Origin of the sequence: Vibrio intestinalis (genome assembly GCF_025195085.2) — a bacterium.
Classification (GTDB): Bacteria; Pseudomonadota; Gammaproteobacteria; order Enterobacterales; family Vibrionaceae; genus Vibrio; species Vibrio intestinalis.
Window position 1 is genome coordinate 465,994 of sequence record NZ_JANAVY020000001.1, and the last position, 22,997, is coordinate 488,990.

17 protein-coding genes are annotated in these 22,997 nt (G+C 45.6%); 9 read left to right on the plus strand and 8 right to left on the minus strand.

Annotated features, from left to right (window positions below; translation table 11 throughout):
• The first annotated feature begins 132 nt into the window (after positions 1 to 132).
• The 6 genes from pflA (at position 133) to MU515_RS02035 (ending at position 8,834) form a co-directional block, all read left to right on the plus strand.
• Positions 133 to 873, plus strand: a complete 741-nt coding sequence (gene pflA, locus MU515_RS02010) for a pyruvate formate lyase 1-activating protein (protein WP_260258702.1) — start codon at positions 133 to 135, stop codon at positions 871 to 873.
• A gap of 200 nt (positions 874 to 1,073) precedes the next feature.
• Entirely contained in the window at positions 1,074 to 1,574 is a 501-nt protein-coding gene (locus MU515_RS02015; RefSeq protein WP_260258703.1) for a YfbU family protein, read from the plus strand.
• Between the two features lie 296 nt (positions 1,575 to 1,870).
• Positions 1,871 to 3,805 (plus strand): PrkA family serine protein kinase, encoded by a 1,935-nt coding sequence (locus tag MU515_RS02020; protein WP_260258704.1) that lies wholly within the window; start codon positions 1,871 to 1,873, stop codon positions 3,803 to 3,805.
• An 83-nt stretch (positions 3,806 to 3,888) separates the two neighbouring features.
• Positions 3,889 to 5,160 (plus strand): YeaH/YhbH family protein, encoded by a 1,272-nt coding sequence (locus MU515_RS02025; protein ID WP_260258705.1) that lies wholly within the window; start codon positions 3,889 to 3,891, stop codon positions 5,158 to 5,160.
• Between the two features lie 10 nt (positions 5,161 to 5,170).
• Positions 5,171 to 6,715, plus strand: coding sequence for a SpoVR family protein (locus MU515_RS02030; RefSeq protein WP_260258706.1), 1,545 nt, complete (start codon positions 5,171 to 5,173; stop codon positions 6,713 to 6,715).
• Between the two features lie 220 nt (positions 6,716 to 6,935).
• A complete protein-coding gene (locus MU515_RS02035; protein WP_260258707.1) occupies positions 6,936 to 8,834 on the plus strand; it encodes a methyl-accepting chemotaxis protein in 1,899 nt (632 codons plus the stop codon).
• A gap of 52 nt (positions 8,835 to 8,886) precedes the next feature.
• Here the strand turns inward: MU515_RS02035 and kdsB are convergent, their stop codons facing one another.
• The 5 genes from kdsB to MU515_RS02060 are packed head-to-tail and all read right to left on the minus strand — an operon-like array spanning position 8,887 to position 14,871.
• A complete protein-coding gene (gene kdsB, locus MU515_RS02040; RefSeq protein WP_260258708.1) occupies positions 8,887 to 9,633 on the minus strand; it encodes a 3-deoxy-manno-octulosonate cytidylyltransferase in 747 nt (248 codons plus the stop codon).
• Positions 9,633 to 9,812: a Trm112 family protein gene (locus MU515_RS02045; RefSeq protein WP_260258709.1), complete on the minus strand. Its 180-nt coding sequence runs from the start codon at positions 9,810 to 9,812 to the stop codon at positions 9,633 to 9,635. Before MU515_RS02045 ends, kdsB begins: the two co-directional genes overlap by 1 nt.
• Positions 9,793 to 10,800, minus strand: coding sequence for a tetraacyldisaccharide 4'-kinase (gene lpxK / locus MU515_RS02050; protein WP_260258710.1), 1,008 nt, complete (start codon positions 10,798 to 10,800; stop codon positions 9,793 to 9,795). The genes MU515_RS02045 and lpxK overlap by 20 nt, the downstream gene beginning before the upstream one ends.
• A gap of 2 nt (positions 10,801 to 10,802) precedes the next feature.
• Positions 10,803 to 12,554: a lipid A ABC transporter ATP-binding protein/permease MsbA gene (gene msbA / locus MU515_RS02055; protein WP_260258711.1), complete on the minus strand. Its 1,752-nt coding sequence runs from the start codon at positions 12,552 to 12,554 to the stop codon at positions 10,803 to 10,805.
• Positions 12,555 to 12,585: 31 nt separating this feature from the next.
• Positions 12,586 to 14,871: a DNA internalization-related competence protein ComEC/Rec2 gene (locus tag MU515_RS02060; protein ID WP_260258712.1), complete on the minus strand. Its 2,286-nt coding sequence runs from the start codon at positions 14,869 to 14,871 to the stop codon at positions 12,586 to 12,588.
• Between the two features lie 8 nt (positions 14,872 to 14,879).
• Here MU515_RS02060 and MU515_RS02065 point away from each other — a divergent pair, with 8 nt between their 5' ends.
• Positions 14,880 to 15,389 carry a DUF2062 domain-containing protein gene (locus MU515_RS02065; RefSeq protein ID WP_260258713.1) on the plus strand — a complete coding sequence of 170 codons (510 nt, stop codon included), beginning with the start codon at positions 14,880 to 14,882 and terminating at the stop codon, positions 15,387 to 15,389.
• A gap of 172 nt (positions 15,390 to 15,561) precedes the next feature.
• On the opposite strand, the gene lolE is transcribed toward MU515_RS02065, so the two are convergent.
• The 3 genes from lolE to lolC are packed head-to-tail and all read right to left on the minus strand — an operon-like array spanning position 15,562 to position 18,688.
• Positions 15,562 to 16,806: a lipoprotein-releasing ABC transporter permease subunit LolE gene (lolE, locus tag MU515_RS02070; RefSeq protein ID WP_260258714.1), complete on the minus strand. Its 1,245-nt coding sequence runs from the start codon at positions 16,804 to 16,806 to the stop codon at positions 15,562 to 15,564.
• Positions 16,807 to 17,493, minus strand: a complete 687-nt coding sequence (lolD, locus tag MU515_RS02075; protein ID WP_260258715.1) for a lipoprotein-releasing ABC transporter ATP-binding protein LolD — start codon at positions 17,491 to 17,493, stop codon at positions 16,807 to 16,809.
• Positions 17,486 to 18,688, minus strand: coding sequence for a lipoprotein-releasing ABC transporter permease subunit LolC (lolC, locus tag MU515_RS02080; protein WP_260258716.1), 1,203 nt, complete (start codon positions 18,686 to 18,688; stop codon positions 17,486 to 17,488). Before lolC ends, lolD begins: the two co-directional genes overlap by 8 nt.
• 248 nt (positions 18,689 to 18,936) lie before the next feature.
• Between lolC and MU515_RS02085 the strand changes: the two genes are divergently transcribed.
• The gene (locus tag MU515_RS02085; RefSeq protein WP_260258717.1) at positions 18,937 to 19,503 is read left to right on the plus strand and encodes a PilZ domain-containing protein; all 567 of its coding nucleotides are present in this window, start codon (positions 18,937 to 18,939) and stop codon (positions 19,501 to 19,503) included.
• A 6-nt stretch (positions 19,504 to 19,509) separates the two neighbouring features.
• Positions 19,510 to 22,986, plus strand: a complete 3,477-nt coding sequence (mfd, locus tag MU515_RS02090; RefSeq protein ID WP_260258718.1) for a transcription-repair coupling factor — start codon at positions 19,510 to 19,512, stop codon at positions 22,984 to 22,986.
• Positions 22,987 to 22,997: the final 11 nt, after the last annotated feature.

Consider the following 22,997-nt stretch of genomic DNA (forward strand, 5'->3'; position numbering starts at 1 on the left):
AGATAACCATTCTCATCTAGGGTGTATTTCGCCAATAGTGGCAATTAATTGTGCTAGAAGCATGGCAAGCCCTATTTAAACCGCTTTTTTTGTAATAAAATGACATGACAATCACTTATAAGAGATGAGCTCATGTCAACAAAAGGTCGTATTCACTCCTTTGAATCTTGCGGGACAGTCGATGGCCCAGGTATTCGCTTTATTGTGTTTCTGCAAGGCTGTTTAATGCGCTGTATGTATTGCCATAACCGCGATACATGGGATACGCATGATGGCAAGGAAGTGACTGTTGAAGAGATCATCAATGAAGCGAAAACCTACCGTCACTTCATGAATGCATCAGGCGGTGGTGTCACTTGTTCAGGTGGTGAAGCTATGTTGCAACCTGAATTTGTTCGTGACTTTTTCCGCGCAGCTCAAGCAGAAGGCATTCACACTTGTCTTGATACCAATGGCTATATCCGCAAACATACCGATGTTATTGACGAAGTATTGGAAGCGACTGATCTAGTGATGCTTGACCTTAAGCACATGCAAGATGAGATTCATAAAGACTTTATCGGCGTATCTAACCACCGTGTGCTCGACTTTGCTCGCTACCTGCATAAGCTAGGTAAGAAAACTTGGATTCGTTACGTTGTCGTACCGGGTTACACAGACAGTGAAGAAGCGGCGCACCTTTTAGGTGAGTTCATTAAAGATATGGACAATGTTGAAAAACTAGAGCTACTGCCATACCACAAGCTGGGCGCTCACAAATGGGAAGCTCTGGGTCACGACTACCCACTCGATGGTGTTAACCCTCCATCAAAAGAGACTATGGATAAAATCGTTTCTATCCTTGAGCAATACCACTCAAACGTTAAGTACTAAACGTCTCTTCGATAAGAATTTCTACAAGGCCAACTCCAATGAGTTGGCCTTTTTAATAGCCCCCACCCTAAGCTGCTCGAATCGTGGCAAAAAAGTTTGTGTTTTTCCCATTAAACATGTGTTGAGATCATGTTTCACGTTAGCGCAAAACGATAACCTAAGCACATTAAAGATGTACTAGATTATACGAGGCCAACCTGATGGAAATGACAAATGCTCAACGTTTGATCCTATCAAATCAATACTACCTAATGTCACAAATGGACCCTGAAAACAGTCAGAAATACAAACGCTTACAGACAATTGTCGAGCGTGGTTACGCACTGCAAATGAACGAGCTCAATAAAGACTTTGGTTGTATTGAACAAGCAGAATGTCGTGAGATTCTTGAGATCATGGAGATGTACCATGCAATGCAAGAATCAAACAAAATGTTAACCGAAGAAGAACGCAAAGACGTAGACCAACGTCGCTTACAGTTCCTTGGTTTTGACGCTGCAAGCGAAAACCAACTTGTTAACTACGTTCGCTTCTTGGTTGACTCTGAAGGTCTATACCCTCAGTTTGAAAAAGCAGAGCACCACTTTAATGCTCAAATGCCAATGCTAGCTAAATACCGTCGTATGCTGAGCACTTGGAAGGCTTGTCCTCGTCAGTATCACTTATCGGCTGCAGAATTCCGTCAGATCTTCAACGCATAATCACGTTGAAACCAACACAAAGGGCGCTAATCAGCGCCCTTTTTCGTATTCCTCCCCGACTACCCCCCGTCGCTCGAACTTTTCCACTGCATCATTGACACAAATAGTCACCAAATTTCGTACATAAAAGTAGCCCTTATAAATACTGGTCTAACCTCTAAATTTCCGGTTCGAGTCAGCAATTAAACACATATTTTTTAAGCAAAATTTGAAAAGCACACTAGGCTTAAAATTGAGGGAGCAAGTAACTAATGCGAGTCGTGTGTCAGTCAGACAGGTTCAGAGGGGAAATCATCATGAGTATTTTCGACCATTTCCAAGCACGCTACGAAGCCGCTAAGGATGAAGAGCTATCTTTACAGGATTTCTTGGCACTATGTAAAGATGATAAAAGCGCGTACGCAAACGCAGCCGAGCGTTTATTAATGGCTATTGGAGAGCCAGAAGTCATTGATACTGCCCAAGATCCACTTCTAAGTCGTATTTTCTCGAACCGAGTAATTTCTCGGTACGATACCTTTAAAGACTTCTATGGCATGGAAGATGCCATTGAACAAATCGTTTCATATCTCAAACATGCCGCGCAAGGTTTAGAAGAACGTAAACAAATTCTCTACCTACTCGGCCCAGTGGGTGGTGGTAAATCATCGCTGGCAGAGAAGTTAAAAGCCTTGATGCAGCAAGTTCCTATTTATGTATTATCGGCCAATGGTGAACGCAGTCCGGTCAATGACCACCCGTTCTGCCTGTTTGATGTCAGCGAAGATGGCGACCTACTCAAACAAGAGTATGGCATCGAAAAACGTTATCTTCGCTCAATCATGTCGCCATGGGCGGCAAAACGTCTGCATGAATTTGGCGGCGATATTTCCAAGTTCAAAGTCGTCAAAGTTCGTCCTTCGATTCTTGACCAGTTAGCCGTTGCGAAAACCGAACCGGGTGATGAAAACAACCAAGACATTTCATCACTGGTGGGTAAAGTTGATATCCGAATGCTTGAGCACTATTCACAAGATGACCCTGATGCTTACAGCTACTCCGGCGCTCTATGTAAAGCCAACCAAGGCTTAATGGAATTCGTAGAGATGTTTAAAGCGCCAATCAAGGTTCTGCACCCACTATTGACCGCAACCCAAGAAGGCAACTACAACGGTACAGAAGGCTTGTCTGCCCTACCGTTTGACGGTATGATTTTGGCTCACTCGAACGAGTCAGAATGGCAAACCTTCCGTAACAATAAGAACAATGAGGCATTCCTAGACCGTGTTTACATCGTCAAAGTGCCTTACTGTCTACGAGTTTCGGAAGAAGTAAAAATCTACAAAAAACTGCTCGACCACTCAGAGCTTTCAAAAGCGCCGTGCTCACCTAGCACCCTTGAGCTCTTGTCGCAGTTCAGTATTCTTTCTCGACTAAAAGAGCCGGAAAACTCATCCATCTTCTCTAAGATGCGTGTCTACGATGGCGAAACGTTAAAAGATACCGATCCAAAAGCGAAGAGCTATCAAGAGTACCGCGATTACGCTGGTGTCGATGAAGGTATGGCCGGTCTTTCCACCCGTTTTGCCTTCAAGATTTTGTCACGCGTGTTCAACTTCGACCAAACCGAAGTTGCAGCTAACCCAGTACACTTGTTCTATGTGATTGAGCAGCAAATAGAGCGTGAACAATTCCCACAAGAGACCGCTGAGAAATATCTCGAGTTCCTTAAAGGCTACCTAGTACCGCGTTACGTAGAATTCATTGGTAAAGAAATTCAAACCGCTTACCTTGAGTCATACTCGGAGTACGGTCAAAACATCTTCGACCGCTATGTGACCTACGCTGACTTCTGGATTCAAGACCAAGAGTACCGCGATCCAGAAACTGGCCAACTATTTGACCGCTCAGCACTAAACAACGAGCTGGAGAAAATTGAGAAAACCGCTGGTATTAGCAATCCAAAAGATTTCCGTAACGAAATCGTCAACTTTGTATTGCGTGCCCGCGCCAACAACAACGGTTCAAACCCAGTTTGGACTAGCTACGAAAAACTACGCACCGTGATTGAGAAGAAAATGTTCTCCAATACTGAAGAACTACTTCCTGTCATCTCGTTCAACACCAAAACCTCTTCTGAAGATCAGAAGAAACATGACGACTTTGTCGCTCGTATGATGGAAAAAGGCTACACAGAGAAACAAGTACGCCTACTTTCAGAATGGTACCTACGCGTTCGTAAATCTTCTTAAATAGCGACGAAGCAGGCCATGACTACCGTTGACAGCGCACGCTGTCAACGTGGTCAAGTACGATTGCAAATAAGAGGTGACTCATGGCGCAATTTATCGATAGACGACTTAACGGGAAGAATAAGAGTGCTGTAAATAGGCAGCGTTTTATTCGTCGTCACAAAGAAAAGATCAAGGAATCGGTCGCCGACGCGGTCAATCGCCGCTCTATCACCAATACCGAAACAGGTGAAGATGTTGCCATTCCACATAAAGACATCAACGAACCGGTGTTTCACCAAGGACAAGGTGGTGTTAAAGAGCGTGTGCACCCGGGTAACGACCAGTTTATTAAAGGCGACAAAATAGAACGCCCTAAAAGCGGAGGCCAAGGTGGAGGCTCCGGTGAAGGGGACGCCAGTCAAGATGGCGAAGGACAAGACGATTTTGTATTCCAAATCTCCAAAGATGAGTATCTGGATATTCTATTCGAAGATCTCGCTCTGCCTAATCTAGATAAAACACAAATCAACAAAATCACCGAATGGAAAACCCATCGCGCTGGTTATCAAACCGCCGGGGTTCCTGCCAATATCGCTATCGTCAAATCATTACAACAATCTCTCGCTCGACGCACCGCTATGACGGCGGGTAAACGCCGCATGCTAAACGAGTTAGAAGACGAATTGCTACGCATCAAAAACCAAGAGCCTGCGCAACTTCTGGAGGAAAACCGACTCAAAGAAGAGATACAAGCACTGCGTAAAAAAATCGATAGTGTGCCGTTTATCGATACGTTCGACTTACGCTTCAAAAACTACGAACGTCGCCCCATTCCATCTAGCCAAGCGGTCATGTTCTGTCTAATGGATGTTTCCGGCTCGATGGATCAAGCCACTAAAGACATCGCTAAACGTTTCTACGTGCTGTTGTATCTGTTCCTCACTCGCACTTATGAAAACGTCGAAGTGGTGTTTATTCGCCACCACACACAAGCAAAAGAAGTGGATGAACATGAATTCTTCTACTCGCAAGAAACCGGCGGCACCATTGTCTCCAGCGCACTGCGATTAATGCACGAAATCGTCGCTGATCGTTACCCTGTTGGCCAATGGAACATTTATGCAGCTCAAGCCTCAGATGGGGATAACTGGGCCGATGACTCGCCACGCTGTCGCGATTTGCTAATGAAGCAACTATTACCTCAGTGCCAATACTATTCATACATCGAAATCACGCGACGTTCCCACCAAACGCTGTGGCATGAGTATGAAAAGCTAGAGTCTGAATTTGCCAACTTCGCGATGAAGAACATTCGCAGTGTCGATGACATTTTCCCTGTGTTTAGGGAATTGTTTAAGAAAGAAAATGCGTAGGGAGGCCACCATGACAACCAAAACAAAAAAGCCAACCGATACAGAAAATAAAGCACTACCCGATGGGCCAGATTGGACGTTTAGCTTGCTAGAGCGATACCACGTTGAAATTAAGCGTGTCGCTGAGCACTATCGCCTTGATACCTACCCAAATCAAATCGAGGTGATCACCTCCGAGCAAATGATGGATGCCTACTCAAGTATCGGCATGCCAATCAACTACAATCACTGGTCATTTGGTAAAAAGTTCATTCAAACTGAACAAGGCTATAAGCACGGCCAAATGGGCCTAGCCTACGAAATTGTCATCAACTCTGACCCATGTATCGCCTACCTGATGGAAGAGAATACCGTCACCATGCAAGCATTGGTTATGGCTCATGCCTGTTATGGTCACAACTCTTTCTTCAAAGGTAACTACCTTTTCCAAACATGGACAGATGCAAGTTCGATCATCGATTATCTGCTGTTCGCTAAAAAATACATTGCCGAGTGTGAAGAGAAATATGGAGTGCAGGAGGTCGAAGACCTACTCGATTCTTGTCACGCACTGATGAATTACGGCGTCGACCGATATAAACGCCCAGAGAAAATCTCAATTGCAGAGGAGAAATCCCGCCAAGAAGAACGCGAAGCGTATTTGCAATCTCAAGTGAACGATCTGTGGCGAACAGTGCCAAAATCTGCCACCAAAGAAGAGCACATTAAAGAGCGATTCCCTTCAGAGCCACAAGAGAACATTCTCTATTTTATTGAAAAACACGCGCCGCTGTTAGAGCCGTGGCAGCGGGAAATTGTGCGTATTGTGCGTAAAGTGAGTCAGTATTTCTATCCGCAAAAGCAGACTCAGGTAATGAACGAAGGTTGGGCGACCTTCTGGCACTACACCATTCTTAACCATATGTACGATGAAGGCGTGGTCACTGAAAGGCTCATCTTGGAGTTTTTGCATAGCCACACAGGCGTTGTCGCGCAGCCTTCATACAATAGTCCGTATTTTAGTGGCATCAACCCTTATGCATTGGGCTTTGCCATGTTCCGCGATATTCGCCGCATCTGTGAAGAACCAACCGATGAAGACAAAGAGTGGTTCCCAGATTTAGCGGGCTCCGATTGGCTTGAGGCGGTTCACTTTGCAATGCGTAACTTCAAAGATGAAAGTTTCATCAGCCAATATCTCTCGCCTAAAGTTATGCGTGACTTTAAATTGTTTTCAATTGTCGATGACGATAGAAAAAACTACATCGAAGTGAGCGAGATCCATAATGAGACTGGCTACCGAGCTATCCGTGAAAAACTGGCGGCTCAGTACAACTTGAGTAACTTAGAACCAAATATCCAAGTGTACAGCGTCGATGTACGCGGCGATCGTTCACTCACCTTGCAGTACGTTCCTCATGACCGTATTCCACTGCACGAAAGCTCAAAAGAAGTGCTCAAGCATTTATATCGTCTTTGGGGGTTTGACGTGATTCTTGAAGAAGTGAAAGAGACCGGACGACGCGAAATTATCGGGACTTGTCCACAACGCAATAACTACGATTCCTCGATTTAACCAATCTCCCCTGCCTTAAAGTTAAAGCCAGCCGATTCTGTTTAGGCTGGTTTTCTTTATTAATCAGATAGAAAAACAGCTCATCGATAGCAATATAAAATCAACTTTATATGCCACATCGTTATTATTGACAGAGATCTCATTTAATACAGAATGTCGTTCACTTTATTTTCACATCTAATAGTATCGAGTTCGATAAAGTCAGAAATTTGTGAGCATTATGAAATCAATTAAAACCACCTTCGCCCTTTCCATGGCCGTGATGATGCTACTTCTCAGCACCATTCTGGTTTCCTACTCCACCGTTGCGCTCTATGAAGAAAAACGCAGCTCAACCACTGTAGAGGCCAAGCAATCTCTTGCGGCGCTCGACACTTTGGTTAAGTTTTGGGAAAGCAACAAAGTGGTTGAATTACAGTACATTCACGCCATGATCAACGATCAAGACTTAACAGAATCTGAAATTCGTAACATACTGCAAAAATCGCTATCAGATAAAAGCTTACGTAATACGTACGTTGCCTATAATGATGGCCGATTCATCCTCGATGACCTCGACCAACAGCAAATCGCGACATCTCAAGGCTACGACCCGAGACAACGAGTTTGGTTTCAACAAGCAATACAAGCCAATGCGCCCGTACTTACCCAACCTTACGTAACCAACGACAATTCTCAAATCGTCGTCGCAACGATGGCAATGCCATTGGTGATTGCAGGCCAAACCGTTGGCGTTATCGGTATAGATACGACCATTGAAAAGCTTGAACAATTACTACGCAGCATACCTGCGCCACCTGATGCGCAAACTATGCTGATTGACCAAAGCCACCAAATTCTTGCTCATACTTCTGATGGCTACTCATTGCAAAGTGCTGAGACGATTTCACCAGTCATCAGTGAACTTGCCAAAAATCGCTCTCAAACCATTACTGAACGTGTCGAAATCAACGGTGTTGATTCTCATATCATCACCCAACCATTGCCACATAATTGGACACTCACCATGGTGTTAGATCGCCAAGCGATGGTGACACCGTTACGTGAACGCGTTCGCTCCTTGATCATTTTCTCTATCGCACTGATCATTTTTAGCACAGTGACCATCGTATTTGTCGCGGGCAAACTGGCTAAGCCTTTGCTTAAAGTGAACCAACTGCTCAGCCATGCTGCGGATGGTGCTGGCGATCTAACGATTCGATTAGAATCAAAATCGAAAGATGAAGTAGGACAAATCAGCCAAAGCTTCAACCGCTTTAACCAAAAGCTACAATCGATGATTGGCGAAATTAATGGCTCAATGAACCAAGTAACATCAACGTCTAACTCGGTGAAAGATATTGCTAAACGCGCAGCCAATAACGTCGAAATGCAGCAAATTGAAATCGAAAAAGTCTCTACTGCGGTTCATCAAATGAATGCAGCTGCGCAAGAGATCGCGCAAAACATTTCACGTACAGCAGAAACCGCAGTAGAAGCAGAACAGAGCATCCGTTCAGGCAACCAAGAAGTGACGGCCACCTCAGCACAGATTCAATCTATGGCGGAACAAATGCTGGCAACGACTGACGCGGTATCTTCAGTGAGCCAACGCGCTGAAGAGATCAGCAATGTGGTCGATGTGATCAACACCATCGCAGAACAAACTAACTTACTCGCTCTCAACGCAGCAATCGAAGCCGCTCGAGCAGGTGATAATGGCCGAGGCTTTGCAGTGGTCGCAGAAGAAGTGCGTAACCTAGCGCAAAAGACCCAAGACTCTACCGAAGAAATCCACAGCACGATTACGCGCTTACAAGAAGAAGCACGCAGCCTAGTGGGTGTGATGGAGCAAAACAGCCAAATGACAGGTGAAACAGTCAGCCAAGCAACCTTAGCCGTAGAAAGACTGAATACCGTAGTGACCGCGATTGAAAACATCTCTGAGATGTCTGCTCAAATTGCATCGGCATCGGAAGAGCAACACATCGTCTCCGCCGATATTGGACGCAACATTGAAGCGATTCATGAGCTATCAAGAGAAGTGACTGACCAAGCGCACCATACTGACGAAGCGAGTATTGAGCTTACTGCTGCTGTCGATACCGCAACCCATCAGCTTAATCAGTTTAAAATATAACGCGCACAAAAAAGGGTCTCTTTCGAGACCCTTTTCACTACCATCGTTTCAATTATTTATTCGCAATAATCGCTCTTACTGCTTCAAGATCTTCTGGGGTATCCACACCCGCAGCAGGCGCTTCTTTCGCTACTGCCACGTGAATCTTCTCACCATACCAAAGCACACGTAGCTGCTCTAAGCACTCGATTTTTTCTAGCGCACTTGGCTGCCAATTGATGTAAGTATTAATGAAACCAGCGCGGTAAGCATAAATACCAATATGGCGAAGCAACGGCTGAACCACTTTGTTGTCGACAAAGTTATCGCGATCCCAAGGGATTGATGCGCGGCTAAAGTACATCGCATAGCCATCTTTATCGGTAACTACTTTAACCGCGTTTGGGTTGAACACTTCCGCTTCATCTTCAATTTCAACACCTAGCGTTGCCATTGGCGCTTGGCTCTTAGCCAAGTTATCCGCTACTTGAGAGATAATCGAAGGTGGGATTAAAGGCTCATCACCTTGAACGTTCACAATGATGTGGTCATCAGGAATCGCCATAAGTTTAACTACTTCAGCCAAGCGCTCAGTGCCGGATTCATGATCTGGAGATGTCATGCACACATCCGCACCGAAAGCTTGAGCAGATTTTTCTACACGCTCATCATCAGTGGCGATAATCACGCGCTGAGCACCCGCTTGAAGCGCTTGTTCATACACCCATTGAATCATTGGCTTACCACCAATATCAGCCAACGGTTTACCCGGCAGTCGAGTTGACTGGTAACGGGCAGGAATCACAACAGTAAAAGACATTATCGTCCCTCTTCCATACTCATTTGACGCGCTTCTAGCTCAAGCAACACTGGGATACCTTCTTTGATTGGGTAAGCCAGACGATCGACTTTACAAATCAGCTCTTGTTTATCTTTATCGTAAGTCAGTTTGCCTTTACACACAGGACAAGCAACGATTTCAAGCAGACGGTGATCCATAATGTTCCTTTGTTTGTTTAATTCTATCTAAGATACGCTGTTCATCTTGTGGAGCGAAAGTCGCCGATACTGGCAAATACCACCAGTTATCTTTCGCCTGTTGCCCACACTTCACCGCATCCTTTTCAGTCATAATAAGATGTTGGCCTTTTTCAGCCAAGGCATCCAATTGCGATAGTTCAAAATCTTGATGGTCAGCGAATCCTTGAGTATAGGAAACCTTCGCACCAAGCTGTTGTAATGTATTAAAAAATCTCGGCGGATGGCCAATACCTGCCATCGCAACCAAATCGGGTAATTGATTGACCTCGACTTTCTCGCCGGTTTTGAGGTTTATCGCTAAGCTCGGGGTCAAACTCATCGGGATTTCCCCTTGCTCAGCATCACCACCATTGGTAATGATAAAGTCTACTTCCTCAAGTCGACTGACGCCTTCTCGCAGTGGTCCCAAGGGCAATAACTGCTGATTACCAAAACGGCGCTTACCATCCACTACTGTAAATTCGATGTCTCGTGCGAGTGCGTAATGCTGCAAACCATCATCGGTAATAATAATGTCAACGCCCAATGGTAATAATGCCTGCACTGCGTTAGCACGAATAGGGTCAACCGCCACTGGCGCACCAGTGCGCTCAAAAATCAGCTTTGGCTCATCACCACTATGTTTAGTCGAGGTCTTACTATCAACTAGCAGAGGGTAGCTTGGCGCTTTAGCTCCATAACCGCGCGACACTACGCCCGGCTTGTAACCTTGTGCTTGCAGCATTTCTACCAACCAAACCACGACCGGTGTTTTACCATTACCACCAGCAGTGATATTGCCCACCACAACCACAGGCACAGGAGCTCGATAAGCGTTTTTCTGCCCTGATTGATATTGGTTGCGGCGAGAGCGGCTAATCGCACCAAACAACTTGCTGAGTGGCCAAAACAGTGGCCACAGCAGATAGTGGAAAAATGATGGCTTAAACCAAAGATTTTCAATCAAACTTAAGCACCAAATTGAATTCGATGTAATTGCGCGTAGGCGCCTTCTGGCTTAACGATAAGCTCAGCGTGATTACCACGCTCAATGACTTCACCTTCATCGATCACTAGAATTTGGTCCGCATTTTCAATCGTCGATAGACGGTGAGCAATCACCAATACTGTCTTATCTTTTTGCAGTTCATCCAATGCCGCTTGAATCGCTTTTTCTGATTCTGTATCGAGAGCCGAGGTCGCTTCGTCAAGGATAAGTACCGGAGCATCTCGCAGCAACGCTCGCGCAATCGCTATGCGTTGACGCTGACCACCAGATAGGCTCGCGCCGTTTTCGCCAATCACAGTATCTAGGCCTTCATCCATACTTTCAATAAAGTCCATCGCATGAGCCAAACGAGCCGCTTGTTCAATTTGCTCACGCGAGTACTCATCGGTCGCCGCATAAGCAATATTGTTAGCAATGGTGTCGTTAAACAAATGCACATTTTGCGATACTAGAGCAAAGTGACTGCGCAAATTAGTCAGCGCGTAGTCGCGAATATCTCGATCATCTAAACTGATTGAGCCTGAGTCTACATCGTAAAAACGCGTAAACAGATTCGCGATAGTACTCTTACCCGAACCAGAGCGACCAACCAGCGCAACGGTTTTACCTTGTGGAATATCGAAGGATACATTAGACAGCGCAGGCTTCTCTTTACCTTCATAGCTGAACGTCACATCTTTAACCGATACATCACCGCGTACAGTCTCAGCTTGGAACTTACCGTTATCTTGTTCTGTCTCTAAGTCCATCAAAGCAAACAATGTTTGGCTAGCTGCCATACCACGTTGGAAGTCTGACGTAACGTTGGTGAGCGCTTTAAGCGGACGCATCAAACCAAACATAGCAGAGAACACAACAGTAAAGGTACCTGGAGTTAGCGTTTCACGAATAGAATCAACACTGGCTAAGAACAACACAGTAACTAGAGCGACAGAAGCTATCACTTGAATTACTGGGTTAGCAATCGCCTGAGCAGCCACCAACTTCATTGATTGCTGACGCATTTGATTACTTACTACATCAAAGCGCTGACGCTCGACTTCTTGACCACCGTAGCTCAATACAACCTTATGGCCTTTTAGCATCTGCTCAGCTGAAGAGGTTACATGGCCCATGGTATCTTGCATATTTTTAGAAATCTTACGAAAGCGCTTAGATACCACGCCAATCGCCCATGCAACAATAGGGGCAACCACAATCAGTACTAGAGATAACTCCCAGCTGTTCCAAAACATTAGGACAAGTAGGCCCACAATGCTGGCGCCTTCACGCACAATACTGACCAATGCGCGGCTAGTTGCGCCCGCGACTTGTTCAGAGTCGTAAGTGATACGGGATAGCAAGCCACCTGTAGACTCTTTATCAAAATAAGAGACTGGCATGTGCATGAACTGGCTAAAAATACGGCGGCGCATCAACATGACCACGTTGCCTGATACCCAGCTCAGACAGTAAGAAGAGACAAAACCACTTAAACCACGAAGTACCATCATGCCGAAGATAATGGCCGGTAAAATTCGAAGGAAATTAGATTCAACGTCACCAAAGCCTTCATCAAGAAGTGGCTTTAGTAGTGATACCATATATGTATCGGCGACTGCGTTTATTACCAGTGCAACAACAGCTACTGACAAACCTAGCTTGTATTGGCGAATATATGCCCACAAGCGCTTGAAGGTTTGCATCGTAGTTTCATCTTGATTAAGAGACATAGAATTGCTTTATTCTTTTACATTAATCTTTCTATTCTACTCGCTTACGCAGCATCTGCCTATACCAAGCCCCTCCTTTCAAAGCTCTCATCGTCGTTACTTGGCGATTTTTTCCCCTATATAGTAGCGAGACTTGGCCACTTTGCCCGGTGTCATACCAAATTGCACCTGAATCAACATATCGCTGCACAACATATTCACTTGGTAACATCCATCGGCCTTGAAAAGCACTCGAAGCAATCGCTATTTGAGGGCTAACGGCTTTAATAAACGCCATAGATGAAGAGGTGCGACTCCCGTGATGCGGCACAAGTAACACATCCACATCTAACAGATTGGGGCTACGCAATAACATCCATTCAGCAACTGATTCTATATCGCCAGAAAGAAGTACCGAATGTCCATGTTGTTTGTCATCAACTCGAATCACACAAGATTGCGGATTATAGGCGCGGCTGACTGCTTTGGGAGGCCAAAGGGCGGTTAACTCAAGCATTCCCCACTGCCACTGTTTACCTTGGCGACATTGGCTAAAGTGGGCATGCTCCACCCTTTGGCTTGATATCAACTGAGCGATTGACCAATTTTGTTCAAGGCTATAAAGCCCGCCGGCATGGTCATTATCAAAATGGCTGATGACCAGATGATTTAATTCCGTTGCGCCGCGTTTGATCAATAACGGGGAAACGATGCTGTCAGCATAACTACCTGATGGCCAACTCGCTCCTGTGTCGTAAAGCAGAAATTGTTGCTCTTGCTGAATGAGTACAGAAAGTCCATGCCCCACATCAAGTACATCTAGCCGCCAGTTGATTTTAGCCGAACTCGGGGTTGAGTCCGCTTTCAAACCTTTACCCTCTACTTGTACAAACAAATGGTTCAAACATAGCAACCATAAGACTAGTGCTCGTTTACCCAACTTGAGTGAAACTGCAAGCAAGAGTAAAACCGCGATAAATAACTGTAGATGTTGGTTGGAAACGTGCAGCCAACTCACCTCTGCGTATTGCAGCATGTAGAGTACCGGTTTCAGACTGATATCCACCCACTGCCACGCAGCCTCACTCACTCCGCTAAATAGCAAAGTTACGCAAAGGGCAGTAAATATCAAAGGCACGACAACAAAGCTAAACCAAGGTACGAAGATCAAGTTATAGGCAAATCCGCCCAACGATACGCCATGAAAAAAGCCCGCCGTTATAGGCAGCATAGCGGCGACCAACCCCACTTGAATAATCACTGCTCGCAGCCAAAATGATTGCACGTGCGACTTTTTCGCAAGCAGTAAGAAAATCATACCCACCGCATAAATGGAAAACCAAAAGCTCACGGAATAAATGGCAAAAGGATCAAATAGCAAAACCATAGCCACCATCAAAAGCCATTTGTAACTAGAGCGAGTATGAACGCGAAGTAGCGAAAAGCTCATCACCAAAAACAGCATGATTAAAGCCCGAACAGTTGTGATGCCAAACCCAGCTAACCACGCATAGCAAAGCGCACAAGCAAAGCCAATCCAATAGCCGCAATTTGGCCATTTGAGACCAATACGCAGCAACATCAGTCCCATTGACCAGCCGATAAAAAACGCGATACCGATATGCAGCCCAGAAATAGCAATAAGATGACTTAGACCACTCTGCGTAAGTTGCTGCCAAAGCGGATTAGAGAGCAAACTTCGATCGGCAAACGTTAGCGCCATAATCAGCGGCTGACTGCTTAAATTACTGGTCAAACTCTGCACTAAATCATGCAATTTTTGCCGGTATGAATATCGACTGACAACAACCATTGAGCTTGAGTCTAACAGGTAAACGTTTGCCACAACCCTCTGACTTATTGAGTATTTTTCTATATCAAAGCCAACTTCATTGAGCACACCAATAACCGGTTTAAGCCTCACTTTTGCCATCACCTCATCGCCTAACTCAAGCGGTGAAGAACTGACCAACTTTACTTTCGATTGCGAGAAATAGCTTAATCTTTGCCCATTAATGGATTTAACCTCGACTATGCCTTGAAAGCCGCGATTTATTGGTTTAAAAAGACTGTCAACTTCAGCATTTATGGTAAGATTCTGGCCTGCTCGGTAAAGGGTATCTATTTGGTGGCGAATGAGGTTTCCGTTCGTGATGACAACAATCATTGCGGCAATCGCACCCCAACCCCATCGAAGTCTTCTAAACTGAACACTAACGAATAACCACAATAGGCAGAATAAAAGCCAGTATCCGTTAGGCATTACTGGCCAGTAGGCTGAAGTAATGATAACAAGCGCAAACGAAACGAGCGTCCAATAGTTAAATAAGAGAGCCATATTTCCCTATGCCAAGAAAATTCATCAAACGCTTTATGCCTAACCATGAGACGATCAAGCGTCAAAAGGCATTAAAGATTTTTGGCAACGTACTTTATAACCCGAACTTATGGTGCCTTAACCGACGTTCTGCAGCTGGCGCTTTTGCAGTCGGCCTGTTTATGTCTTTTGTTCCGCTGCCGAGCCAAATGATCATGGCTGCGGGGTTAGCCATTGTCTGTGGTGTTAACTTACCGCTTTCGGTTGCTCTGGTTTGGATCAGTAACCCGATTACTATGCCGGTACTGTTCTACTTTGCGTACAAAGTCGGGGCGTGGGTCATGCATGTTCCTCCACAGCCCTTCCATTTCGAGCTATCTTGGGATTTCATTCTTAGCCAAATGGCGACCATTGGTCCCCCATTCCTGTTGGGCTGCTTGATCTGCGGAATCACCTTTTCAATGCTGGGTTACTTTGGCATCAAAGGGCTATGGCGTTATTCGGTTGTTCGCAGTTGGCAAAAACGTCGTTTAAGATAAAACGTAAAACCAATGAATTGGCGTGAAAAGCATAATATTCAAAGCCACAACACGTGAGTGATTAACAGCGCTGTTGAACAAGTATTAAAAAAGGACCTTTCGGTCCTTTTTTCTTTTATCAATAATGCTTTAAGCGATTAATGATTGGCTAAAGCAAGTTGGTATTATCTCACTATTTCGCGCTGAGCACGGAAGCTGGATTAAGCTTGCTTGCTCTAGATGCAGGATACCAAGTCGCAAGCAGGCTCAGCACAATTGCAGTACCAGAGACTAACAGCACATCCGTTGCAAAAACTTGCGATGGCAAGAAATCAACAAAATAAATATCACCGGAAAGAAACTGGTGGCCCATCGCACTCTCAAGCATCTTAATCAAACTCGTCAGATTCAACGCCACAATCACACCTAAACCACTACCAATTAAGCTACCCAGCACGCCAGAAAACACGCCTTGCCAGACAAAAATACGCTTAACAAGGCCATCAGTGGCTCCCATTGTACGTAGTATGGCGATTTCACCTGCACGATCTTTTACTGCCATCATCAAGGTCGAGACAATGTTAAAGCTTGCCACACCAATCACCAGTATCATCACCAGATAAATGATGGTTCTCACCAATTGAATATCGCGGTGAAGAAATCCGTACTTTTGCTGCCAATAGTTAATGTACAAAGGCTGTGAGAATGAATTACCAACTTCACGCACGATTTGTGTTGCGTTAAACACATCATCAACTCGAAGCGCGATGCCTGTTACTCCATCACCTACTCTCGCGTACGCTTGTGCGTCCGCCAGTGGTAATAAAGCGAGGTTATGATCAATTTGGCCGTTTAAAGTTAATAGGCCAGCGATTTTTACTCTTACACGCCTTGGGGCTTGAACCTTACTGGTATTGCCAGTCGTTGGGATCATCAGGGTAATGTAATCACCAACCTTTACCCCTAACGTTTTTGCCACGCCGCTGCCTAAAATCGTTTGTTGCTCACCCGCTTGAAAATTCTGCCAAACGCTAGAGTCAATAAACTTGCTCAGATTTGAAACGCGCGCTTCTAGGCTTGGCTCAACGCCTCTCACTTCAATGGCTTTAAGCTGCTGACCTTTTTCTGCTAACGCAGTAAATTTTATATAAGGGGCAGAGGCTTCCACAGAGCCATGTTTTTCGGCATGCTCAACTAAGCTAGGCCAATTTTGCAAAGGGCCATGAACACCCCTCAGCTCACCATGAGAAATAACTGATAGCACACGATCTTTAAGCTCACGCTCAAAACCGTTCATCGCAGACAAACCAATAATGATCACCGCGACACCCACCGCGATACCAATGGTAGAAGAAAGAGAGATAAAGGAGACCATCTTATTGCGCTGCTTAGCGCGGCTAAAACGGCCACCAATAAATAGAGCTAACGAGGAAAACACTTACGCGCCCTCCACATTAACCAATAGGCCATCTTGCATGTGCAGCTGGCGATCCATCTTGGCAGCCAACTCACCATCGTGAGTCACAACTAAAAATGCTGTGCCAGATTCGCGATTAAGTTCGCGCATTAAGTCGTAAATCGCTAACGCGGTATTATGGTCTAGGTTACCGGTTGGCTCATCCGCCAACACCAAATCAGGGCTATTGACCAATGCTCTCGCGATCGCCACACGCTGACGCTCACCGCCAGAGAGTTCTGATGGGCGATGGTCAACACGATGAGCAAGACCAACCTTTTCCAGTAGCGCCTGCGCTTTCTGTTTTGCTTGCGCCACTTTCATACCACCAATTAATAGCGGCATTGCGACGTTTTCTAACGCGCTAAAATCAGCCAAAAGATGGTGGAACTGATAAACAAAACCTAGGTGTTTGTTACGCAGGTTAGCCTGCTTATTAGAACTCAGCTTTGAAAGCTCTTGGCCTAAAAAGGTAACGTTACCCTCTGTGGCATCATCCAGCGCGCCTAAAATATGTAAGAGCGTACTTTTACCCGACCCAGAAGTACCAATAATTGAGACTAATTCACCTCGCTTAAGATCAAAGCTCACACCTTTTAAGACTTGAGTGTCTAATGCTCCGTCGTGGTAGGTCTTACACACGTTTTGACACTGTAATAAATCACTCATATCTCAAAGCCTCGGCTGGTTTTACTGAAGATGCTCGATAAGAAGGGAACAACGTTGCAAGTAGGCTAAGCATCACGGCCAATGTCACCACAACGAAAATTTGTACAGGATTAATCGCAACAGGCAGTGAACCACCTACCGCGAAAAGGGCAATACCAGCGCTCTCTAGCAAAGAATTTAAATTGCTTGCCAGCAGTACACCAAGTGCACCACCAAACAGAGAGCCAATGATGCCGCTACTGGCACCTTGAACCATGAAAATGGTCAACACTTGGCGATCGGTCATGCCTTGGGTTTTGAGAATAGCGACCTCGGCCTGCTTTTCCATCACTACCATGATCAGTGCTGAAATAATGTTAAACGCGGCCACACCGACAATAAGGCCCAGCATCAAGCCCATCATGTTCTTTTCCATTCTAACTGCTTGGAAAAGTTCTCCACGTTGCTCGCGCCAGTCACTCCATTGCCAACCCTCTGGTAAAGTTTGCTGGCTCAAATCAGCCACGACGAACGGGTCATCAAAAAACAGGCGCCAACCACTTATGGTATCGCGCTTTAAACGGCCTAATCGAGCAGCATCATCAATGTGGGTTATCATCAGTTGGCTATCAACATCAGAACCCGTATTGTAAATACCTGCCACCGTAAACAAGCGCTGACTTGGCATACGTCCTAGCGGTGTAAACTGACTGGCACTCGTCACCATTAAGCGCACCTTATCACCGGGTCTAACATCCAACGAGCGGGCCAGTGTGCTACCAAGCAAAACTCGATACTTTCCTGCCTGCAAGTTATCTAAATAGCCTGCAATAAGGTGTTGTTGTATAGGGTCATCTTCACTTGGGTCAATGCCAATCAGCAAGCCAGCCGCTAATTGTTGACTGCTCTGAATCACCGCCTCACTACGTACAATAGGCTCTGGTGGTTTAGATGAGAGTTGCTGAAGAAAATCAGGCACTTGCGCCTCTGCTGGGGTGCCGCCTTGCTGAGAAACAACGGCTTGTGGTAGCACACCTAAAATGCGCCCTTTTAATTGAGCTTCAAAGCCATTCATCACCGACAACACGGTGATCAATGACATCACTCCAATAGTAATACCCGCAGTCGACATATAAGAGACAAAACGGCTAAACCTATCACCAGAGCGGCCACGTAAATAGCGCAATCCGATAAAGGTACTGACAGGATGAAACATAAATAAAACCAGAAACTTGTAATAGCGACTACTGTACCTATTAATCGTGATCGCATATAGCCCTAAATTGCTAATACACGGTCAAAAATAAGTGATGAAATACAACCTTTAAACCTTACGGTGTTTAAACGACCAATTATTGAACTCAATCCGGAAGCTAGGTAGCAAATCACCGTAACAAAAAGGGTATCGCTTGATTAGTTGTAAAGTATGACGATAATCAGAGTGTTAATAAAAGGAAAAGTTGCATGTCAGACCAAGAATACTTCACTGTACACCATCAGTTGACCGTCAATGTCGAACCTTTGGCTGACGATTTTAGTATCCCATCCATTGAAGAATTCCAAGATGAGATTCCTGCGCCATTTTTAGTCGCGAGTGAGTTTAGTTCACTAGACCAACTTAACGACGCGGCCCGTGCAGAACTAAAAAGCAATGATTTCAAACATGTGATTCAATTGCTTGATACCCAAAACTCTAAGCTTAACCTTTTATTGACCTTTATGTTGTCACAACAAGACAACCCTGATTTTCGCCACCAAACCACCTCGTTTGGTGCTAGCCAGTTTAGCTATAAAAGTGCACAAGGTTTAGAGCAAGGCCAAAAAGTGCGAGTTAAACTATTCTTAGACCACCCAGCCGCAGCTATCTACTGCTACGGCATTGTGTTTGACACTCAGGTGGATAAGGACGAGACCACCATCTCGGTGAAATACGACCTACTGCGCGACCAAGACCAAGATTTATTGATCAAAGCTGCGCTGTATCAACAACAAAAATTACTACGACAACGCTCGCTCAACCGCGAAAAATAAATAACCATGTCTAAACCATCTTTACTGTCACTGGTTAACCCACAGGGCGCCGGTGACAAAAAACAGGTCGGAAACCTTACTGGTGCATCGCTTGCGCTCGCTATTGCCGAACTCGCAGAACAGCATTCAGGCCATACATTACTGGCAACGCCAGACCCTCAGTCTGCACTGAAATTACAGCAAGAGATTGAACAGTTTACTCAACATGAGGTGGCGTTATTCCCAGATTGGGAAACCCTACCCTATGATAACTTTTCACCGCATCAAGAGATTATCTCTGAGCGTATCGCCCGCTTGTACCAGCTGCCAACGCAAGCTAATGGCATTACCATAGTGCCAATAAGCACGCTGCTACAACGCCAATCACCGCGAGACTTTCTGCTTCAGCACACCCTAATGGTCAAAGCAGGTGATCTCTACTCGCTTGAAAAACTTCGTATTCAGCTAGAAAAATCCGGCTACCGCCATGTCGACCAAGTGTTTGGTCCAGGTGAATATGCTAGCCGCGGCTCGATTATCGACTTGTTCCCAATGGGCTCTCATGACCCGTTCCGTATCGATTTCTTTGATGATGAGATCGATACAATCAGAACGTTCGACCCAGAGAACCAACGCTCTATCGAAGACGTTAAAGAGATCCGCCTGTTGCCTGCGCACGAGTTTCCAACCTCTGAAGCTGCCATTGAAGATTTTCGTATTCGCTGGCGTCAACGCTTTGAAGCGCGCCGAGAGCCTGAGTCTGTCTATATGCAGGTCACGAAAGGGACTTGGCCAGCAGGTATCGAATATTGGCAACCGCTGTTTTTTGAACAGACAGAAACATTATTCGACTATCTTCCTGAGCACAGTCAGCTAATCACCTTTGGCGATATTGAATCAGCAATAGATACATTCTTAACGGATGTGGATTATCGTTACGATCAGCGCAAGGTCGACCCACTTCGTCCACTGCTTCCACCACAAGAATTGTGGCTGAAAAAAGACGAACTGTTTTCGCACATAAAGACTTTCCCTCAAGCCCAATTAAACATTGAATCTTTGAAGGAAAAAGCTGGCCGCGTGAATGCTAACGTTCATGCTCTGCCAGAATTGGCCGTTCAGCATCAAAACAAAGAGCCAATGGCTGCTCTGCGCCAGTTTAGTGAAAGCTACACAGGCAAAGTCATTTTCTCTGTTGAATCTGAAGGCCGACGTGAAGCATTACTAGAGCTTTTACAACGTATCAAATTGCGCCCTATCGAATGTGAAGATTTTTGTGCAGCATTAGAGCATAAAGAGAAATTTACTTTAGTGCTCGGTGCGGCTGAGCATGGCTTCCTCTACGGGCAAAGTAGCGATGAAGTCGAAATTGCACTCATCTGTGAAAGTGATTTGCTCGGCGACCGCGTTATTCAGCGCCGTCGCAAGGATCGCAAAACCACCAATAGCGATGCAGTTATCCGCAATTTAGCGGAGCTGAAACCGGGGCAGCCCGTGGTACATATCGACCACGGTATCGGCCGATACATTGGCCTACAAACCCTAGAAGCTGGCGGCATGACAACAGAGTACGTGACGCTTGAATATCAAAACGATGCCAAGCTATACGTGCCAGTTGCGTCTCTGAACTTAATCAGCCGCTACTCAGGTGGCGCCGAAGAGAGCGCACCGCTGCATAAACTGGGCGGCGAGGCTTGGGCGAAAGCGCGTCGCCGCGCGGCTGAGAAAGTCCGTGATGTTGCGGCTGAGCTACTTGATGTTTACGCCAAACGCGAGCTGAAACCCGGCCATAAATTTGCCCTAGACCGCGGCCAATACGCCACTTTCAAAGCTGGTTTCCCATTTGAAGAAACCGACGACCAAGCGATGGCGATTAATGCTGTGCTGTCAGACATGTGCCAAGCGAAAGCAATGGATCGCCTAGTCTGTGGTGACGTTGGTTTTGGTAAAACAGAAGTAGCGATGCGCGCAGCCTTTGTCGCGACCGATAACGGCAAACAGACAGCAGTTTTAGTGCCGACTACCCTGCTTGCTCAGCAACACTTTGAAAACTTCCGTGACCGATTCGCTAACTTGCCGATTCGCGTTGAAGTGCTTTCTCGCTTCAAAAGTGCCAAAGAGCAAAAGCAAGTACTGCAAGATATTAAAGATGGCAAAGTCGATATCATTGTTGGCACTCATAAATTGCTCTCTAGCGACATTGAATTTAAAGATCTCGGCTTACTGATTGTCGATGAAGAACACCGCTTTGGTGTCCGTCAGAAAGAAAAAATGAAAGCTATGCGTGCGGATGTCGATATTCTTACGCTGACCGCAACGCCAATTCCACGTACATTGAATATGGCCATGAGTGGCATGCGCGATCTATCGATTATCGCCACGCCACCAGCAAGACGTTTAGCCATCAAAACCTTTGTTCGTCAGCGAGACGATGCCGTAGTACGTGAAGCGGTACTGCGTGAAATTATGCGTGGTGGTCAGGTTTACTTCTTACACAACCAAGTAGAAACCATTGAGAAAGTCGCAGCCGACTTAGAAAAGCTCATTCCTGAAGCGCGTATTACCGTTGCCCACGGTCAAATGCGTGAACGGGAGCTAGAGCGCGTGATGAATGACTTCTATCACCAGCGTTTTAACTTGCTCGTTTGTACCACCATTATTGAAACTGGTATCGATGTCCCGACAGCGAATACCATCATTATGGATAGAGCCGACCACCTTGGCTTAGCGCAGTTACACCAACTTCGTGGCCGCGTTGGCCGTTCGCACCATCAAGCGTATGCTTACCTGCTGACACCTCATCCAAAAGCGATGACAAAAGATGCCATCAAACGTTTAGATGCAATCGCTTCTCTAGAGGATTTGGGCGCAGGCTTTACCCTTGCGACTCACGATTTAGAGATTCGTGGCGCGGGTGAATTGCTCGGTGATGAACAAAGCGGACAAATTCAATCCGTGGGCTTTACGCTCTATATGGAAATGCTGGAGCAAGCGGTCGAAGCACTCAAAGAAGGCAGAGAACCATCGCTTGACGATCTACTCAGAGAGCAAACTGAAGTAGAAATGCGCTTGCCAGCACTGCTACCAGATGATTATATTCCTGATATCAACACAAGATTGTCAATGTACAAGCAAATCGCCAGTGTTGATGACCTTGATGAACTGAATCAATTAAAAGTTGAACTGATAGACCGCTTTGGTCTTTTACCTGATGCCACTAAAAACTTGCTGTCTGTTGCAGAGCTAAAGCTCGATGCAGCACAGTTGAAAGTGAAAAAGATAGAAGCCCATGATAAAGGCGGATATATTGAGTTCTATCCAGATGCTGAAATTAACCCTATGTTCCTAGTGAAACTGCTACAATCTCAGCCTCAAAAATTTGCAATGGACGGACCAACTAAGTTTAAGTTTGCGATACCATTAGTAGATAGACGTAAACGAATTCAGTTTGTTAGTGACATGTTGGACGAATTCCAACAGAATTTATTACCAAAGCAAAAGTAAACATTACGGGT

Coding starts and splice junctions, on each gene's coding strand:
- pflA (WP_260258702.1), top strand. CDS start 133: ATGTCAACAAAAGGTCGTATTCACTCCTTTGAATCTTGCGGGACAGTC.
- MU515_RS02015 (WP_260258703.1), top strand. CDS start 1,074: ATGGAAATGACAAATGCTCAACGTTTGATCCTATCAAATCAATACTAC.
- MU515_RS02020 (WP_260258704.1), top strand. CDS start 1,871: ATGAGTATTTTCGACCATTTCCAAGCACGCTACGAAGCCGCTAAGGAT.
- MU515_RS02025 (WP_260258705.1), top strand. CDS start 3,889: ATGGCGCAATTTATCGATAGACGACTTAACGGGAAGAATAAGAGTGCT.
- MU515_RS02030 (WP_260258706.1), top strand. CDS start 5,171: ATGACAACCAAAACAAAAAAGCCAACCGATACAGAAAATAAAGCACTA.
- MU515_RS02035 (WP_260258707.1), top strand. CDS start 6,936: ATGAAATCAATTAAAACCACCTTCGCCCTTTCCATGGCCGTGATGATG.
- kdsB (WP_260258708.1), bottom strand. CDS start 9,633: ATGTCTTTTACTGTTGTGATTCCTGCCCGTTACCAGTCAACTCGACTG.
- MU515_RS02045 (WP_260258709.1), bottom strand. CDS start 9,812: ATGGATCACCGTCTGCTTGAAATCGTTGCTTGTCCTGTGTGTAAAGGC.
- msbA (WP_260258711.1), bottom strand. CDS start 12,554: ATGTCTCTTAATCAAGATGAAACTACGATGCAAACCTTCAAGCGCTTG.
- MU515_RS02060 (WP_260258712.1), bottom strand. CDS start 14,871: ATGGCTCTCTTATTTAACTATTGGACGCTCGTTTCGTTTGCGCTTGTT.
- MU515_RS02065 (WP_260258713.1), top strand. CDS start 14,880: ATGCCAAGAAAATTCATCAAACGCTTTATGCCTAACCATGAGACGATC.
- lolD (WP_260258715.1), bottom strand. CDS start 17,493: ATGAGTGATTTATTACAGTGTCAAAACGTGTGTAAGACCTACCACGAC.
- lolC (WP_260258716.1), bottom strand. CDS start 18,688: ATGTTTCATCCTGTCAGTACCTTTATCGGATTGCGCTATTTACGTGGC.
- MU515_RS02085 (WP_260258717.1), top strand. CDS start 18,937: ATGTCAGACCAAGAATACTTCACTGTACACCATCAGTTGACCGTCAAT.
- mfd (WP_260258718.1), top strand. CDS start 19,510: ATGTCTAAACCATCTTTACTGTCACTGGTTAACCCACAGGGCGCCGGT.